Source organism: Gilliamella apicola, assembly GCF_000599985.1.
GTDB lineage: Bacteria > Pseudomonadota > Gammaproteobacteria > Enterobacterales > Orbaceae > Gilliamella > Gilliamella apicola.
The window spans coordinates 693,681-711,032 of sequence record NZ_CP007445.1 but is presented as its reverse complement, the minus strand read 5'-3'; the positions used below and the strand labels follow the sequence as shown (position 1 = coordinate 711,032).

The following is a 17,352-nucleotide window of genomic DNA, read 5'->3' as shown; positions in this document are numbered from 1 at the left end:
CTGCTTAATATTTTGACGAGGATCAGATAGCAAATAGCGAACAAGTAAATTAATCTTAAGTGAAGATAGTTCAACAATACATTAATTTACTTCATAATTTTATATTTTTTTAGAAAATAATGTTTTTTGATCAGTCGCTAGTTCTGAAGAGTCAATCTCCTCTGTAATAACAGATTTTAGAGCAACTGCACCAACAGGCAATGCTTTTTCAATAATTAAGTCTGAACCTTGTTTGGCTAGCCATTGCTGTAATTTGGTAAAATCACCACACCAAAGCGTTTCTATATCTTTGTCACGATGATGATCACTTTCGGAAGTCAATTTAACTGCCCGTACCTGCATACGCGTCGCCTCTGCTTTACCTGCTAACTCTATACCATAGCCTGGTGTGGACGGATTGCGTAAAACTAATCGTCCATCTTGCACCCACTGAGTATCCATACCATGTCGTACTTCATATCCAAGACTAGCCAATCCTTGCAAAATGGCTTGTTGTCTGTAAGTCGCTACATTTTTTTCGGTTATTTGTGCTAGCGTTTGTTCACACCTATCAATTAATTCTTTCAATTCATTAATATTAATTGTATCAAGTGTATTTAGATCAAAATCTAAAGGTTCCATTGTTGTTTGGTGTAATTCGGCTAATAATAATTCTAATTTTGTTTGTAAAGCTCCACGCTCCTTGGCTTCTTTAACTGCTTGAGCCAAGTCTAACACAAAACTATCAAGCAATAGTTTCTGACGACTATGTTGTAACTCTTGTTCAATAACATTTAAACGCTCAATAAATACATCATAAACTTCTTTTCGCTCAAATGATAATTCAGCAAGATAGAGTTCAATTTTATGTATATAAGGGTCTTTTTGTAATTCAATATTTTGTTTCTCTATCCAGCTTGCAAAAGTTTGCGTGGTGTCATCTTCCACCATACGATTGAGCAAAGCTTTTTGCTTTTGTGAAAGTTCTGTGGTGTTGTTAGGCTTGAGTAAATTAAAGGCCTTTGTTAAAAGCTGATTAATATTACCTTGATATTTACCTTTAATCGCTTCCTGTAAATCGTTATTTAATTCATCTGAAAGTACCACTTGTTTATTATTTAATAAATTAACCACAGCTTTGATATTTTCTTTTGCTTGCTTTTCTTCAATTGCTGCTTGGCTTTTTGATGCTACAATTAATTGTCGGCGTTTTGCAATATCATCTTCGAGAATGGTTATTTCCATCGGTACAAGTTTTTGTATTTCTACGAAACGCTTTACTTTTAACATCTGATCAAAGGTTTTTCGTTTTGCAATTGTCTTTTCATAAAACATTTCATCTGTTTCACCCAATTTATCCATTGAGTTTTGCCACTGCTTAATCGATTGATCAAGACGGGCTAAATGGCCTTCACAAGTAGCCGTGACTTCTTCTAGCGTAACAATTTTGACAACTTTTGGCCCACTCATTGACTTACCTCTTGTGTTAATACAGTTTCAACCAACGTTTTTAAACGTTTCTTTTCTTGTTCTTTATTTTCGTACCAATTATGTGATGAAATACGTAAAATATTTGGAATTGCATGTTTTAAAACCGATTGTCGCCAAATTTCACGAGATCTAGCATGAGTTAATAATGCATTAATAGGTGCATCACATTCAATACCTATGCTGTATAGTTTCGTTGCTGGATCTTCAATCGCAAAATCTAACGCAAATACTCCATTACCCGATTGACGTTTATATCCTACACCCATAGATTGGATGAAGGCTTCAACATCATCAAGAAAAGCATCTTGTCTTTTAGTCTCTGCCCTTTCAATAATAAACTGACTATTTCCCACAACCCGATTAAGTAAATCTTTACTATACTCAAAATCACCTTCTGACAATGCTTTAGCATAGGCTAAATAGCACTGTAAATAATCTCTAGGTGTAGTTGGGATCTGTTTGCCAGATAACATGTCAGAAATATCGTCTATTGGCATTGATGAGACTAGAACTACTTTTTTACGGGCCCTTGTAATGGCTACATTAAGCCTTCTTTCACCACCTTGTTGGCCTAATACACCGAAATTGCGTCTAAATATTCCTTTCTCATTGCATCCAAAAGTTGTCGAAAATACAATAACATCTCGTTCATCACCTTGAACATTTTCAACATTTTTAATAAAAATCGACATATCTTCGCCGTTATCTACTCGTTGATTTTCTTCTTTATAGATGGTGGCAAACGTTTTATCTTGAGCTGCTTTTTCATAAAATATCTTTTCAATTAAATCAGCCTGTTTTTTATTAAATGTAACGACTCCTATAGAAGGACGCTTGCTCGATGACTGCTGCCAAATTTCGGACACAACTTGAACAACTGTATTGGCTTCTTTTGGATTTGTCTGCTGTTCATATACACCATTTGCCCATATATACTCTATAGGCTGAGCTTGTTTAATTGTGTTTAAAGGATGACGAACGGGTATATTTAATTGATTCATATAAAAAGCGGCATTCGAAAAATCGATTAACTCTCGATATGCCGAACGATAATGAATTTGTAAGCTCGTTGTAGGTAGCACCGAACGAGCAAGTTGTAATAAATCAGGACAATCCATAATTTCTTTTGAGTTCCATTGACCTTGCAATACTTCTTGCTGTTCTTCATCGGTTAATTCAGTATTTAAATTTAGATCTAAATCTTCCTCAAGTTCTACTTGTGCACTAAAGAAAGAGCTAGGAGGCATTTGTTTTTCATCCCCACTGACGATCGCTACTTTACCACGGTAAAGTGAAGGTATTGCATACTCGACAGGCATTTGTGAAGCCTCATCAAAAATAACCACATCAAACAAACCTGCCTTCAGAGGTAATAGCCGACTCACAATATCAGGATTCATTAACCAAATAGGTCTTAAACTCATAAGTCCTAAAGGCTCACCTTGCTCAACAAACTCTCGTAATCTTCTCGCGCGTTGCCCTGTTAATCGTGTAATATCCTCCCATTCTCTAGCACTCGCCAACTTATCGACAGGAATATTGTGCCTAAACAGAATGTTATTTAACTCTCGGATCTCTTCATCTGCAGTTGCTAAAGACTCAATTTGTTGTTGTATTTCATCCGCATTGGTTAGCAGTACAGGGTTATCTTGCTCAATACGCGTTTTCCATGTCTGTTTAGCCTCATAATTTAATAGTTGTCTAAAACTTTTATCAAGCTCTGTAACGGGTAAACAATTTAAGTCTTCCTGATAGAACCTTAAACGTTCAAACAATTTAATCGCTTTGGCTGATAGTTGCGGGACTCGTTTTCTAAAATATTGGTAAGCTTCAAGGGTATCAAGAACACGGTTAATTTCTATCAGCAACAGAGATGAAACTTCATTTTTTTCGATAGCAGTTTTGCAGTATCCATAAAGTGTATCTTCAAAATAATTCACTAACGGTAACAGTGCTTCTAGAGAAGTTTTACGTGATTCATATCTTTCAAAAGCGGCATTATAATCATTTAATAAGTGTTCAAATGCTACTTTACTTTGTAGAACTGATTTTTCAACTTCTTCACAGTGAGGAGCAGCCATAATCCTTTCAGCCCATTTTTTCACCTCCTGCAAACCTGTTACTATTTCACTGACGATATTTTTTATATTTAGATTTGTACGATTATCAGGCACAGGTAATTGCAGTTTAGCGCATATAGCCTGTATTTCTTGACGTATTGGGCGATATTCCTGCTCAAACACTAATGCATTATAGAGTTTAGGAATACTCTCTAAATTTGGCAATTCTCCTTGTAATGCTAAAAATGCTAATAACGCTCGCTTTGTTTTATAACGTTTAATACTTAAGAAACCATACCAAGGTTTAGGCATTACCATCAGCCTTGCTTTGTTTGATAAATCATTTAATACATCAGACTCTAACAAGCAAAGTTTAAGCGATAAATCACACCAACTGCTTTCATTTAACAATGCTAAGCGCTCTTGTAGTAAAGTCAGTTGGTTAATTAGTAAATCGCTTTCTAACTCAGCAGAAGCATCTGTATTCGGCTTAAACAGAGGCAACCATTTTACTAACCGCGATCGGATACTTTCTGAAATTGTTAGAAAATGATTTCCCTCTGTTTCAATCCATTGCTGGTAGGGTTTTGGATTGTCTATCTCAAATCGAGCTCTACTACTCAACTTATCTATTCTTAGCTGCTCAACGGTTAAAAAATAGGTAAAGAATTTTTTAAAATCTTCCAGCGTCGCTAAATCATGGGAAAAAGCTTTTAAATGGACTAATGGGCTATTTTCATAACAGGCAGGCAACCAAAAACGCACTAACGGCGCACACTCATTTTCTAAATCCATTAACTGTTGTGGATTGCAATCACTCACCACTGATCTTAATTGAGGTGCCGCAAATAACTGATAATCTTTATTAATGCCAATTAATTCAGCAATCAACTCTCTATAACTTAACCATATTTGAGGATCTTGTTGATGTAACGCCTCATGATAACTATCTAAACGATTTTCTAAATCTGTAATTTTGGCTGCAACTTGCTTACGTTTTTCGATCCAATCTGTTCTTTTAGGAGATTTAAATAATAGATCCAATTGTTCTCGTATACTATTAATCACCGTATTTCTATCCGCATTAATATCATTGATCATGATACTGCGTGCATCTAGCCCTTCGGCGGCTAATCGTTTATATACAACCTCTAAGGCAGCTTTTTTCTGGCAAACAATCAATACGGTTTTATTTCGACCAATAGCATCTCCCACCATATTTACAATTGTCTGACTTTTTCCTGTCCCAGGAGGACCTTCAATTAGGAGTCCTGATTCTTGTCTTGCTTGCAAAACAGCATTTTCTTGCGAAGGGTCACTAGCCACCGAAAAATAACGATCTAACTCTACAGGCTTTTCAGGAATGTCAGCAAATGCTTGATAAGGTTTCAAACGTAATGCTGTTTCTAATGCGGTATTAACTGGTGATAATTTCTTTAAACGGTTAAGTTCTTCACCAATAGATTGACCTAAGAAATTAACATCAAATAAGACAGCTGAACATGCAAAGCACACTTCACCACGTTCAGTTTCAACGTTAATAGGTAGATTTTGTACTTGTTGAGACAATACACGCCCCAAAGCAGTCAATGCATCCATGACCTCAAGTGTCGTCAGGGCAGATCTGGATAATAACTCATCTATAACGCTTTGCCACCCCTCATACAAGGTCTTTCCTAATATGCCTTCTAATGCAGGATTAACCCTAATTTCTTCACGTTCATTATCAAAGGCTAGAGTAATACGATTGCGAACGCCCATATCATAATTAAGCTTAATGGGCCAGAGTAATAGCGGAGCAATACGAGGTAATCGATAATTATTAGGTTCTTGATAAAGTAAAAATGGAAATCCCATATATAACCCATCAATACCCGTATCTCTTCTGTAGAGATTTGATTGACGGTATAAATTATTCAACTGATACTCAATAAGACTATTGGCTTGAAAAGCAGCCACATCAATGGCTTGCTGTCGGCTATTACGCTGTACAATATGATCTAACAACTTATTAGCTGGTGTTATTTCCGTACCCAATAAATTAATATCGACACGCCCAGTGTACATTCCTAGGTGCATTCTCACCAAAGGACCTTGCAATATAGAGGTAGTGGCTTTTTTATGAAAGAAATCTATAACCTGATAGGTATACTGCCGTTTATGTGGCTTAACCCATTTTTCAAGCCCAATACTTAATAAAACCAACAATCTCGTTAATGGCATGCGTTTTTCAAGACGGTATTGCTCTACCCATTGATCGACTTCATCCAAGCCCGTAGTGGCAAATCCCTCTATCCTTTCATTTAGCTGTTGATACAGCGTTAATCGTGGCTGCGCGATCAACGTTCTTAACGGTTTATCATCAGCCATATCAAGATTAAATTTCTTTCCTAGTGAGAGTGATTCTTTAATTACAGTATCTAATGATTTAAACTGCCCAAGTTCAGCGCTAAGTAAAACAATTAAATCTTCTTCGCTAATGGTTCGTCTCTCTAATAATGACATTAGCCCTGCGTTATTCGCATCTGGAAACAAGGCACTTTTTTCCGACCATATTGCTGCTAATTGGGCTCTTGACGCTGATAACAAATGGATCTTTAAAACTTCTTCATCAAGTTTTATTTGTAAGTTTAATGCACGCTGGCGAACCATATTCGCACGCTCATGTAAACGCCATAACCACATCTCAGATTCTTTTAGTATGCTTGGAATATCACCTGTAATAAGCTGGTAACCATCACTAGGGTGTTGCAATAACCAATTTGGCGTTACAATATCACCGACTAAAATGAGCGGAATATCTGGATTTAAAATCTTTAATACCACCATCAATTGCATATCTGGTGTTAAATCCTGTTTACGCATAACCTCCCTTATGGAAGCTAAATTAGTTGCGTCGTAAGCTGTTTGCTCTAACCATGTCACTAAATTTCCTCGAGATAAAAGCTCAATCGCTTCCTGCCAATTAATAGGATTAGCCGCATTTAACGCAAATAATTTAATTCTATAGTAGTTTTTTCCACCTAAGGAAATGCTTTTATCAAGATCAACGTCTTGCGCAGTTGGTTGCACAATTTCTGCCGTCTCTACAGACTCGCCATTAATCCATGCTTGGACTTCAGGCCATTGCCAACGCTGATGGTGGTCTTTAGTCAGCAGTCCTCTTAATAATAATTGTAACCGAGGGTCTAAAGTGGTTGGAATATCTATACCATTGGCCAATACCTGAATAATAAATGCTTGTGTATTGACGCCTTCAAAGCATTTACCTTGTGTCAATTGTTCCAGTAGAATAATGCCCAAACTCCACCAGTCGGAAGCGACACTCACACCGCCTGCCACGACTTCTGGCGCGGTATAAAAAGTAGTCGCTAAAGGTGATGTAACTTCTAAATCAAATTCGGAAAGTCTTGCCGATCCAAACCCTGTGATCACTAAATCCAAAGGTTCTTTGGTTCGTACTAATAAGTTATTCGGTCTTAAATCACAATGACGTAAACCTGCTGCAGTAAAAGCATTCAGAGCTTGACCTAGCTCTGTTAGAACATGGCGAATAGTATCCATGTCATTAATGACCATACCAAGGTCAGCTAATACTCCACCAGTTAATTCTTCTGCCACAACGTAAGCTTGATCGTTCCAACGGCCTTTACAAATAATTTCCGGCACATGCTCACGAGGAAGATTACGTAAAACCTCATATACATCAATATTGGGTTCATAACCAGCATGATAGAGTGTTAAAACTGCACGTTTTTCATCTTTCAATCTTTTAACCAAATAACGTTCACGCACACTATCCGTTTGGCTAATAAGTTGTAGTAGCTGCCAATCATCAATAATCGTAATATGAGACTCTGTTGTTATCTCTTCATGGTTAGTAGATATTTGTTCTGTATTTGCTGAGTTATCTATCTCGGCTAAATCTGCACCACACTCCATGCAAATTAAATCACCGGCATCCATGATATGACCATTAACACAGCGAGTCACATGGTTTTCTGGTAACACATCATTAACAGTTATAACGCTTTGTGGACGCCATCCTGTCTCACTAATAGTAACCGATGACAAATCCCAACCACAGAGTTCACCATTAATAGTCCCTTCGCAGAAAATCTCATGAAGAGATCGCTCTGTTTGACAATTAGGACAAAACCGCATCATTGCCATTCTTAAATCCTTAATACTTTACTTTATCAGCAGACACTTTTAGCTGATGCCCTTGCTGTTTTAAAATGGTTTGTAATTTTATGAAATCATCACGTTTAGGAATGCCTGCGAACCAGACAACCCCTTCTGCATCAAACATTACATCCAATACGTTATCATTGGTTGTAACTACTTGTTGGTAATAAGCATATTTTTCTTTTGCTTGCGATGTAAAGCAATGTAGGCGTTGATTATCACTACCTCTTAGCCTTAAAGTTTGTGAGGTTTGCCGTTGAAAAGGGTCACTGATTAACACATCGATGTAAGGTTTAATTTGCTGTAATTGATCAGGGATATCTTCAATGCTATACCCAGTGTATACTAAAATATCGACCTTTGTTTTTTCACGCAACTGAGCCACAATGGCTAACAAGGCATCAAATTGATCGAACGGTTCCCCTCCAGAGATAGTAATCCCATCCACCAAAGGTAAGTAAGAGGAAAGCGCCATCATCAATTGATCAATCGGAATTAACGTTTTTGCTGTTGCCCAAGTATCAACTGAAATACACCCCTCACATCGTAAACTACAACCTTGAAACCAAATACCAAGTCTTTTACCTGGCCCTAGGGTTGTTACTGGAAAATGAACGCGCGATATACCAACTTTTAACACTATTTACTCCAAGGTTAATTTTCCCACTTGTAGCTGAGTAACTTCCAATGCTTGACCTGCTTGAGGATTTAACTTAAACAACTCACGAGCTAATGGATTTAATAAATGAGCCTCAATTTGATTACGTATTCCTCGACCGCCATTTGATAAATCAGCTAAAGCAATTTTCTTCAAACTTTCTAATGCCTCTGGAGTAAATGATAAAATTAGACCTTGTGTCTGTAAATCTTCAATCACACCGTCAATCATTTGTCCGAATATTTGCTCTGCTACATCGGGACGAATAAAGTCGAATACAATTATATTTTCTCCTATTCGATTCAAGATTTCAGGGCGATTTAATACAAATTTAAAATGCCGTTCAATTTCATTTTTAACTTTTGTTTGTACATCATCAAATTGATCATATGCAGAAACATTAGCAATACGCTCACCTGTTTCGGTCAGTTTATAAATCCCAAGATTGGATGTAAAAATAATAAGTGCTTCTGAAAAATAAACACGCTCACCTCGCCCTGAGGTAAGAACACCATCATCTAAAATCTGCAAAAATTTATCCATAACACGAGGATGAGCCTTTTCGATTTCATCAAACAATACAACACTAAACGGTTTTTCACGTATTGCATTAGTTAGCTCTCCTCCTACATCATATCCCACATAACCAGGAGGTGAACCAATTAAGCGCTGATCTGAAAACTCTGAACTAAATTCAGACATATCAAAGCGAATATAAGCACTTTCATCGTTAAAAAGTAAACTGGTAATTGTTTTGGCAAGCTCTGTTTTACCTACTCCTGTTGGACCAGCTAAAAAAACTACTCCGCGGGGGCGATTGCCTTTTCGATTAGCACCAACTCCCGTAATCGCACGCTTTATAATATCAAGCATATGGACAACCGCATGATTTTGTCCTTTAACTCGTTTATACACATATTCATCGGCTTGTACTATTTTTTCACGATCAATTTTCTGCCAAGGGTCTTCCGTTACACCTACTTTATAACGCCTTACGGCATCAGTAATATCATTAATGGTTAGCTTCTCTACTCTTGCCAATGTTGTAATGGCATTCATATCTAGCAATAACATGCCCTCTGTACTATTAACAAAAGTAGATTCCGCTTTTGCCAGCAACTCTGGACTGGTTTGTTGTGAACCCGGAATACCTTTTATTAATGCAGAGGCTAATGCTCGACGAGAAGCGCTGTCTGGTTTAGAAACTGGAATATGACGAATTCTTGGATTATTCACCAATAACCAATCTGGTAAATCACCCTCTTTTTCTACCAACCAAAGTACTGTATTAAAAAATGGCGTACGATTAGCACCAGCGGGTCTGGTATTAACTTGATGAGAAAGTACTAATGCTCGGGTAAATAACTGATGCTCTGCTGCACTCAGATTATCAGCTCGAATGGTCAACTGTGAGGCAAAATCAATAATTAATGCAATAGGTTCGTCATTAAGATTAACAAACTTTTCTAAAGCATTTCCCAATAAATCAATTCCTGCTGCAACCCTTCCTTCTTCTGGCGTTAACCCTATTTGTTGTAATAATTTATCAGTATTAACAGCAGGTAAATCAGGTGTTTGTAAACCATAAAACCCTAATAAAGGATTCCAAATAAGTACTTGACTATACCCTACATCACGCAGAGCGCGATATAACGTTAACTCAAATGTTTGTGGTGTGATAACTTGGGGAGCCACTTCACATGCTTGTAAATCTCTAATATTACCCGACAAAACAAACTGGCTCTTTAAAGGTAAAAACCTAACTAAATCACGCATCCAACGTGGCTTATTAAACTGATAAGTCATGTACAAAATCCTTTAATAACACAGCCTCAATAATCTAAATCATCTATTATATAGAAACATATTGATATAACTAGCATTTCTTTAAAAGATCAATGATATTTATCATTCTAAATCATTTAGCTTCTAATCACTTCAAGCTGTATTATTTTAAGAGGTATTTCCAGTATCTATATGATCATACGAAATATGAGTCAATTTAATAGTACCCTTTTTTATTAAAAAACATTAATGATTCTTTATTTACGATAAATTATTAGTTTATACTGTTAAGTTTATCTAAGTAATGTAATTATTTGTAAATATAAATACTGATAACGCAATTAAGGAAAGGTTATGCCGTTTGTAAATGAATATGTCTCATACGAAGATGCTCTAAAGTATGATTTAGATAATTTATGGAATAAGTACGATTATTCTTCTAATATGTTAAAAATGCCCGAACTTTTGAATCACTTTGACGTTCACCAACATATTTGGTGTGTGGATAAGGAGCGAGACTATTGGCTATTTAACTGTGGTTTTTTAATAAATAATGATAGTATTTCGGGTTATGCCGAACCAAGTAATGAAGAGGCATTTATACTGCATGTCAATGGACAAAATATTGAATTTATTTTGGCTCACCATGGAATGGAAGCTACTGACTTATATCCTATACATTTTTCTTATGAGCTTGTGTCAATGTCACCGAGTTCTTTACCTAACATGTCTCGGGAGAGCCTGCTTAACATCTTGAAGGATGCGATAAATATCTTTAAATACAATGGTATTAGAGCTTTGGAAGAGAATGCAAAAACACTTATTGAGTTTGATTTTTAGTGTTTATTAGGGAATAGATAATTATAACAAAGGAACTTGTTATGCCATTTGTGAATGAATATGTATCATACGAAGATGCTCTAAAGTATGATTTAGATAATTTATATGATAAGTACTATTATTGGGGACTGAAAATGCCCGAAGCCTTGACTTACTTCGAAGTCCATCAGCATGCTTGGTGTGTGGATGAGGAGCGAGGCTATTGGCTATTTAACTGTGGTTATTTAATGAGTGAAGAAAGTCGTTCGGGTTATCCCGAACCCAGTGATAAAGAGGTATTTATACTGCATGTTAATGGCCAAAATATTGAATTTATTTTGTCTAGCCATGGTTTGGGAGCAACTGACTTATATCCTATACATTTTTCTTATGAGCTTGTGTCAATGTCACCAACTTGTTTACCAAACCTGTCTCGGGAGAGCCTGCTTAACATCTTGAAGGATGCGATAAATATCTTTAAATACAATGGTATTAGAGATTTGGAAGAGAATGCAAAAACACTTATTGAGTTTGATTTTTAGTGTTTATTAGGGAATAGATAATTAGAACAAAGGAACTTGTTATGCCGTTTGTAAATGAATATGTCTCATACGAAGATGCTGAAAAATATGATTTAGATAATCTATGGAATAAGTACAATTACTCCATGCTAAAAATGCCCGAACTTTTGAATCACTTTGATGTCCATCAACATTCTTGGTGTGTGGATAAGGAGCGAGGCTATTGGCTATTTAACTGTGGTTTTTTATTGAATGAAGATAGTCTTTCGGGTTTTGTCGAACCAAGTAATGAAGAGGCATTTATACTGCATGTCAATGGTCAAAATATTGTATTTATTTTAGCTCACCATGGAATGGAAGCTACTGACTTATATCCTATACATTTTTCTTATAAGCTTGTGTCAATGTCACCGAGTTCTTTGCCTAACATGTCTCGGGAGAGCCTGCTTAACATCTTGAAGGATGCGATAAATATCTTTAAATACAATGGTATTAGAGATTTGGAAGAGAATGCAAAAACACTTATTGAGTTTAATTTTTAGTGTTTATTAGGAAATAGATAATTATAACAAAGGAACTTGTTATGCCATTTGTGAATGAATATGTATCATACGAAGATGCTGAAAAGTACGATTTAGATAATTTATGGAATAAGTACAATTACTCTATGCTGAAAATGCCCGAAGCACTGAATCACTTTGAAGTTCATCAGCATGCTTGGTGTGTGGATGAGGAGCAAGGCTATTGGCTATTTAACTGTGGTCATTTAATAAATGAAGATAGTCGTTCAGGTTATCCCGAACCATCTAATAAAGAGGCATTTATACTGCATGTTAATGGTCAAAATATTGAATTTATTTTGACTAGCCATGGTTTGGAAGATAATGACGTATATCCTATCCATTTTTATTATGAACTTGTGTCAATGGCACCAACTTGTTTACCAAACCTTTCCCGCGATAGCCTGCTTACCATCTTGAAAGAGGCGTTAAATATATTTAAATACGATGGTATTAGAGATTTGGAAGAGAATGCAAAAACACTTGTTGAGTTTGATTTTTAGTGTTTATTAGGAAATAGATAATTAGAACAAAGGAACTTGTTATGCCGTTTGTAAATGAATATGTCTCATACGAAGATGCTGAAAAATATGATTTAGATAATCTATGGAATAAGTACAATTACTCCATACTAAAAATGCCCGAAGCCTTGACTTCCTATGAGGTTCATCAACATGCTTGGTGTGTGGATGAGGAACAAGGCTATTGGCTATTTAACTGTGGTCATTTAATAAATGAAGAAAGTCGTTCAGGTTATCCCGAACCATCTAATAAAGAGGCATTTATACTGCATGTCAATGGTCAAAATATTGAATTTATTTTGACTAGCCATGGTTTGGAAGATAATGACTTATATCCTATCCATTTTTCTTATGAGCTTGTGTCAATGTCACCGAGTTCTTTACCTAACATGTCTCGGGAGAGCCTGCTTAACATCTTGAAGGATGCGATAAATATCTTTAAATACAATGGTATTAGAGATTTAGAAGATAATGCAAAAACACTTATTGAGTTTGATTTTTAGTGTTTATTAGGGAATAGATAATTAGAACAAAGGAACTTGTTATGCCATTTGTAAATGAATATGTCTCATACGAAGATGCTGAAAAATATGATTTAGATAATCTATGGAATAAGTACAATTACTCCATGCTAAAAATGCCCGAACTTTTGAATCACTTTGATGTCCATCAACATTCTTGGTGTGTGGATAAGGAGCAAGGCTATTGGCTATTTAACTGTGGTCATTTAATAAATGAAGAAAGTCGTTCGGGTTATCCCGAACCCAGTGATAAAGAGGTATTTATACTGCATGTTAATGGCCAAAATATTGAATTTATTTTGTCTAGCCATGGTTTGGGAGCAACTGACTTATATCCTATACATTTTTCTTATGAGCTTGTGTCAATGTCACCAACTTGTTTACCAAACCTGTCTCGGGAGAGCCTGCTTAACATCTTGAAGGATGCGATAAATATCTTTAAATACAATGGTATCAGAGCTTTGGAAGAGAATGCAAAAACACTTATTGAGTTTGATTTTTAGTCTTTATTAGGGAATAGATAATTATAACAAAGGAACTTGTTATGTCATTTGTAAATGAATATGTCTCAGACGAAGATGCTCAAAAGTATGATTTAGATAATTTATGGAATAAGTACAATTACTCTATGCTGAAAATGCCTGAACTCTTGAATCACTTTGATGTCCATCAACATTCTTGGTGTGTGGATGAGGAGCGAGGCTATTGGCTATTTAACTGTGGTTTTTTAATAAATAATGATAGTATTTCGGGTTATGCCGAAGCAAGTGATAAAGAGGCATTTATACTGCATGTCAATGGTCAAAATATTGTATTTATTTTAGCTCACCATGGAATGGAAGCTACTGACTTATATCCTATACATTTTTCTTATAAGCTTGTGTCAATGTCACCGAGTTCTTTGCCTAACATGTCTCGGGAGAGCCTGCTTAACATCTTGAAGGATGCGATAAATATCTTTAAATACAATGGTATTAGAGATTTGGAAGAGAATGCAAAAACACTTATTGAGTTTAATTTTTAGTGTTTATTAGGAAATAGATAATTATAACAAAGGAACTTGTTATGCCATTTGTGAATGAATATGTATCATACGAAGATGCTGAAAAGTACGATTTAGATAATTTATGGAATAAGTACAATTACTCTATGCTGAAAATGCCCGAAGCCTTGACTTCCTATGAGGTTCATCAACATGCTTGGTGTGTGGATGAGGAGCGAGGCTATTGGCTATTTAACTGTGGTCATTTAATAAATGAAGAAAGTCGTTCGGGTTATCCCGAACCCAGTGATAAAGAAGTATTTATACTTCATGTCAATGGTCAAAATATTGTATTTATTTTAGCTCACCATGGAATGGAAGCTACTGACTTATATCCTATACATATTTCTTATGAGCTTGTGTCAATGTCACCGAGTTCTTTACCTAACATGTCTCGGGAGAGCCTGCTTAACATCTTGAAGGATGCGATAAATATCTTTAAATACAATGGTATCAGAGATTTAGAAGAGAATGCGAGAACACTTATTGAGTTTGATTTTTAGTGTTTATTAGGGAATAGATAATTATAACAAAGGAACTTGTTATGCCGTTTGTAAATGAATATGTCTGATACGAAGATGCTGAAAAATATGATTTAGATAATCTATGGAATAAGTACAATTACTCTATGCTGAAAATGCCCGAAGCCTTGACTTCCTATGAGGTTCATCAACATGTTTGGTGTGTGGATAAGGAGCGAGGCTATTGGCTATTTAAGTGTGGTTATTTAATAAATAATGATAGTATTTCGGGTTATGCCGAAGCAAGTAATAAAGAGGCATTTATACTACATGTCAATGGTCAAAATATTGAATTTATTTTGACTAGAAATGGTTTGGGAGCTACTGACTTATATCCTATACATTTTTGTTGGAATATTGTTTCCATGGCGCCGAGTTGTTTACAGAACGTCTATCGAGAACATCTGCTTAACATATTGAAAGAGGCTTTAAATGTCTTTAAATGCAGCTGTATTAGAGATTTAGAAGATAATGCAAAATCACTCATTGCATTTGATTTTTAGTTTTTATTAAGCAATAAATGATTATATTCTAGGAATAAGACTACTCAAAGGGACTTACGGCAGCAAAGCAGAGAAATTAGAAATATACATCAATGTGTATAATATCAATATTATTCACTTGAGATATGTTAAAAATCTCAAGTAAATAAAGAAATCCTTTAGTTTATTAAAAAGAATATCAAAAAGTTTTATTTTTGCGATAAACTAGATGAAAGTTTAGTAGCCGCAAAAAAAGTATATTCGAAATCCACCAAATCATTAATATAAAAAGGATCTTTTTGCATAATGCTTTGTGCTTCTTCAATTGAATCACTCATTACTAGAATTATACCGCCTGATTTATCTTCCAAAAGCCCTGAAGCTAAAAATTTATTTTTTGCAAAATAATTATCTAAAAATATATTATGTTCATCCAGTTTTGCAAAAATTTCTGGCATAGTTTTTTTAAACGTTAAAGTTACAATTATCATTCTATTTTTCCTTATTTAAAAAGTATTTAATTCCACATAGTAAATTTTGTATTTCGAAAAAACATTTCATTTAATTTTTAGTATTTATATATTATTTAAAAAAAACATGAATTAGACCTTTTGCTTTTTGTCCTATAATTATTACACAGTTATTTTCATAAGATACCCTTTTGGCTAATTTTTTAATCACCAGTTTTTCTATATTTTTTATGCTCTGTTTGAGCCTCATTTGAATTATTTTTATTACTATTATTGCCATTCATCAATATAGTCATTTTTTCATCTTTAGCTATTTTATATCCGATATAAAAGTTTTACTCTTTTCAAAAAAGTTTTATAACAGAATTATAATTGCCATTATCTTCGCCTTGTTCTTAATAAATTAATAGACGTTATACCAATAAATATATATCGGGCTTTTTGCAATTTAAAGAATAATCAAAACGCTCGTTAAAAATAGAATTAGCCTGAAATAAAGTCTATCACCTATCTTTTGCAAAAAAATAATCTTTATTATTCTTTAAAAGTAGAGGATGAATTTGAGAAAGAATAGCTGGAGTTAAATCTAGCTATTTTTTTATTTAAAAATTTTTCTGCTTAATTAAATAACTTTATCAACAATAATTCTTTTTGCTGTTAGATATTGTTCATCATTAAGATTAATCGCTTGATCGGTGATAACTCGGTGGATTGATTCGATCGGCTTTAATTTAAAGGGTTGTTTTTGGCCAAATTTTGAGGAATCAGTTATAATAATGTTTTCACATGGTTTAGTTAATATTGTATTGACTAATTCGGTACGCATTTGGTTTCGTCCTGAAAAACCTGTAGTTTTTAAAAAACCATCAATACCGATAAACGCTTTGTCGAAATGTAAATGTTTTATCGCAAGGCAAGCTAATTCACCCACAACACTTTCACTTTTCTTTTGATATTCTCCTCCAATGACAATCACGTTTAAATCGGTATTTTTTAGTAATTGAGCAATGTAATAACTGGAAGTAATTAAGGTAATGCGGCGAGTGTAGGCTAAATGCCTTGCTAATAAAGCGTTAGTACTTCCACCTTCAATAAAGATATGTTCATCGTTATTGACTAGCGAAGCCGCATATTCTGCAATCTTTTGTTTTAACGGGAATTTTATCTTCATGCGAGCATCAAGATTATCGCTATCGACCGCAACAGCATAACCATGTTCTCGTTTTAAATAACCGTTTTGCTCTAAGAAATTGAGATCATGACGAATGGTCACAACAGAAACATTAAATTGCTCAGCTAAATCATTGACACTAACTTGATTGAGTTCATTAACTTTATAAATAATCTGTTGTTGTCGTTCATTCATTAAATAAAGCATAGTCACCTGTTATAAAATTACCATATCCATATATTAATATAAGAGTAAACACATAAAGAAAGATAGTAATGAAATAAATCCTATTTGTCATTATAAAAGTAGCAATGATCGATTTAGTTATAAATTACTGTATTAATCATTTAAAAAAGATCACTTTGAGTGAATAAAAAAAACCTACCTCAGTAGATCTTTACTTTAATTGCCAAGGTTTATAATTACCATTAATTAGATAACTTGTTCTGTTCTTGTGGTAATATCATCGTGAATATCAGGTGATAGTGCTGCTGAATAACCAGCGACACAAACAACTGAATCATAATATATAGATTTTATTATTGAATATAGACTAGATACTA

Annotated in this window: 15 protein-coding genes; 9 read left to right on the top strand and 6 right to left on the bottom strand. The window is 34.7% G+C overall.

The window, feature by feature from the left end:
* Positions 1–99: 99 nt before the first annotated feature.
* From GAPWK_RS03265 to GAPWK_RS03250, 4 genes are read right to left on the bottom strand one after another with little or no spacing between them, the layout of a single operon-like run.
* Positions 100–1,449 carry a hypothetical protein gene (locus GAPWK_RS03265; RefSeq protein ID WP_025314864.1) on the bottom strand — a complete coding sequence of 450 codons (1,350 nt, stop codon included), beginning with the start codon at positions 1,447–1,449 and terminating at the stop codon, positions 100–102.
* Positions 1,446–7,703 (bottom strand): protein kinase domain-containing protein, encoded by a 6,258-nt coding sequence (locus GAPWK_RS03260; protein ID WP_202961682.1) that lies wholly within the window; start codon positions 7,701–7,703, stop codon positions 1,446–1,448. The genes GAPWK_RS03265 and GAPWK_RS03260 overlap by 4 nt, the downstream gene beginning before the upstream one ends.
* A 10-nt stretch (positions 7,704–7,713) precedes the next feature.
* The gene (locus tag GAPWK_RS03255) at positions 7,714–8,358 is read right to left on the bottom strand and encodes a 4Fe-4S single cluster domain-containing protein (RefSeq protein ID WP_025314862.1); all 645 of its coding nucleotides are present in this window, start codon (positions 8,356–8,358) and stop codon (positions 7,714–7,716) included.
* Between the two features lie 3 nt (positions 8,359–8,361).
* The gene (locus GAPWK_RS03250) at positions 8,362–10,182 is read right to left on the bottom strand and encodes an AAA family ATPase (protein ID WP_038517101.1); all 1,821 of its coding nucleotides are present in this window, start codon (positions 10,180–10,182) and stop codon (positions 8,362–8,364) included.
* 333 nt (positions 10,183–10,515) lie between these two features.
* On the opposite strand from GAPWK_RS03250, the gene GAPWK_RS03245 reads away from it, so the two are divergent.
* The 9 genes from GAPWK_RS03245 to GAPWK_RS03205 all read left to right on the top strand — a co-directional run bounded on the left by GAPWK_RS03245 (position 10,516) and on the right by GAPWK_RS03205 (position 15,169).
* Positions 10,516–11,001, top strand: a complete 486-nt coding sequence (locus tag GAPWK_RS03245; protein WP_025314860.1) for a hypothetical protein — start codon at positions 10,516–10,518, stop codon at positions 10,999–11,001.
* Positions 11,002–11,042: 41 nt separating this feature from the next.
* Positions 11,043–11,522, top strand: coding sequence for a hypothetical protein (locus GAPWK_RS03240; protein WP_025314859.1), 480 nt, complete (start codon positions 11,043–11,045; stop codon positions 11,520–11,522).
* Positions 11,523–11,563: 41 nt separating this feature from the next.
* Positions 11,564–12,043 (top strand): hypothetical protein, encoded by a 480-nt coding sequence (locus GAPWK_RS03235; protein WP_025314858.1) that lies wholly within the window; start codon positions 11,564–11,566, stop codon positions 12,041–12,043.
* Positions 12,044–12,084: 41 nt separating this feature from the next.
* A complete protein-coding gene (locus tag GAPWK_RS03230; RefSeq protein WP_025314857.1) occupies positions 12,085–12,564 on the top strand; it encodes a hypothetical protein in 480 nt (159 codons plus the stop codon).
* 41 nt (positions 12,565–12,605) lie between these two features.
* Positions 12,606–13,085 carry a hypothetical protein gene (locus tag GAPWK_RS03225; RefSeq protein ID WP_025314856.1) on the top strand — a complete coding sequence of 160 codons (480 nt, stop codon included), beginning with the start codon at positions 12,606–12,608 and terminating at the stop codon, positions 13,083–13,085.
* A 41-nt stretch (positions 13,086–13,126) separates the two neighbouring features.
* On the top strand, positions 13,127–13,606 hold the full coding sequence (locus tag GAPWK_RS03220) for a hypothetical protein (RefSeq protein ID WP_025314855.1): 480 nt from the start codon (positions 13,127–13,129) through the stop codon (positions 13,604–13,606).
* A gap of 41 nt (positions 13,607–13,647) precedes the next feature.
* On the top strand, positions 13,648–14,127 hold the full coding sequence (locus GAPWK_RS03215; RefSeq protein WP_025314854.1) for a hypothetical protein: 480 nt from the start codon (positions 13,648–13,650) through the stop codon (positions 14,125–14,127).
* Between the two features lie 125 nt (positions 14,128–14,252).
* Positions 14,253–14,648 carry a hypothetical protein gene (locus tag GAPWK_RS03210; RefSeq protein ID WP_238551140.1) on the top strand — a complete coding sequence of 132 codons (396 nt, stop codon included), beginning with the start codon at positions 14,253–14,255 and terminating at the stop codon, positions 14,646–14,648.
* A gap of 125 nt (positions 14,649–14,773) precedes the next feature.
* Entirely contained in the window at positions 14,774–15,169 is a 396-nt protein-coding gene (locus tag GAPWK_RS03205; protein WP_025314852.1) for a hypothetical protein, read from the top strand.
* Between the two features lie 188 nt (positions 15,170–15,357).
* Here the strand turns inward: GAPWK_RS03205 and GAPWK_RS03200 are convergent, their stop codons facing one another.
* Both GAPWK_RS03200 and GAPWK_RS03195 read right to left on the bottom strand, forming a co-directional pair.
* Entirely contained in the window at positions 15,358–15,639 is a 282-nt protein-coding gene (locus GAPWK_RS03200; RefSeq protein WP_025314851.1) for a YciI family protein, read from the bottom strand.
* A 601-nt stretch (positions 15,640–16,240) separates the two neighbouring features.
* Positions 16,241–16,984 carry a DeoR family transcriptional regulator gene (locus GAPWK_RS03195; RefSeq protein WP_025314850.1) on the bottom strand — a complete coding sequence of 248 codons (744 nt, stop codon included), beginning with the start codon at positions 16,982–16,984 and terminating at the stop codon, positions 16,241–16,243.
* Positions 16,985–17,352: the final 368 nt, after the last annotated feature.

Coding starts and splice junctions, on each gene's coding strand:
- GAPWK_RS03245 (WP_025314860.1), top strand. CDS start 10,516: ATGCCGTTTGTAAATGAATATGTCTCATACGAAGATGCTCTAAAGTAT.
- GAPWK_RS03235 (WP_025314858.1), top strand. CDS start 11,564: ATGCCGTTTGTAAATGAATATGTCTCATACGAAGATGCTGAAAAATAT.
- GAPWK_RS03260 (WP_202961682.1), bottom strand. CDS start 7,703: ATGGCAATGATGCGGTTTTGTCCTAATTGTCAAACAGAGCGATCTCTT.
- GAPWK_RS03225 (WP_025314856.1), top strand. CDS start 12,606: ATGCCGTTTGTAAATGAATATGTCTCATACGAAGATGCTGAAAAATAT.
- GAPWK_RS03200 (WP_025314851.1), bottom strand. CDS start 15,639: ATGATAATTGTAACTTTAACGTTTAAAAAAACTATGCCAGAAATTTTT.
- GAPWK_RS03215 (WP_025314854.1), top strand. CDS start 13,648: ATGTCATTTGTAAATGAATATGTCTCAGACGAAGATGCTCAAAAGTAT.
- GAPWK_RS03230 (WP_025314857.1), top strand. CDS start 12,085: ATGCCATTTGTGAATGAATATGTATCATACGAAGATGCTGAAAAGTAC.
- GAPWK_RS03210 (WP_238551140.1), top strand. CDS start 14,253: ATGCTGAAAATGCCCGAAGCCTTGACTTCCTATGAGGTTCATCAACAT.
- GAPWK_RS03205 (WP_025314852.1), top strand. CDS start 14,774: ATGCTGAAAATGCCCGAAGCCTTGACTTCCTATGAGGTTCATCAACAT.
- GAPWK_RS03240 (WP_025314859.1), top strand. CDS start 11,043: ATGCCATTTGTGAATGAATATGTATCATACGAAGATGCTCTAAAGTAT.
- GAPWK_RS03220 (WP_025314855.1), top strand. CDS start 13,127: ATGCCATTTGTAAATGAATATGTCTCATACGAAGATGCTGAAAAATAT.
- GAPWK_RS03265 (WP_025314864.1), bottom strand. CDS start 1,449: ATGAGTGGGCCAAAAGTTGTCAAAATTGTTACGCTAGAAGAAGTCACG.
- GAPWK_RS03250 (WP_038517101.1), bottom strand. CDS start 10,182: ATGACTTATCAGTTTAATAAGCCACGTTGGATGCGTGATTTAGTTAGG.
- GAPWK_RS03195 (WP_025314850.1), bottom strand. CDS start 16,984: ATGAATGAACGACAACAACAGATTATTTATAAAGTTAATGAACTCAAT.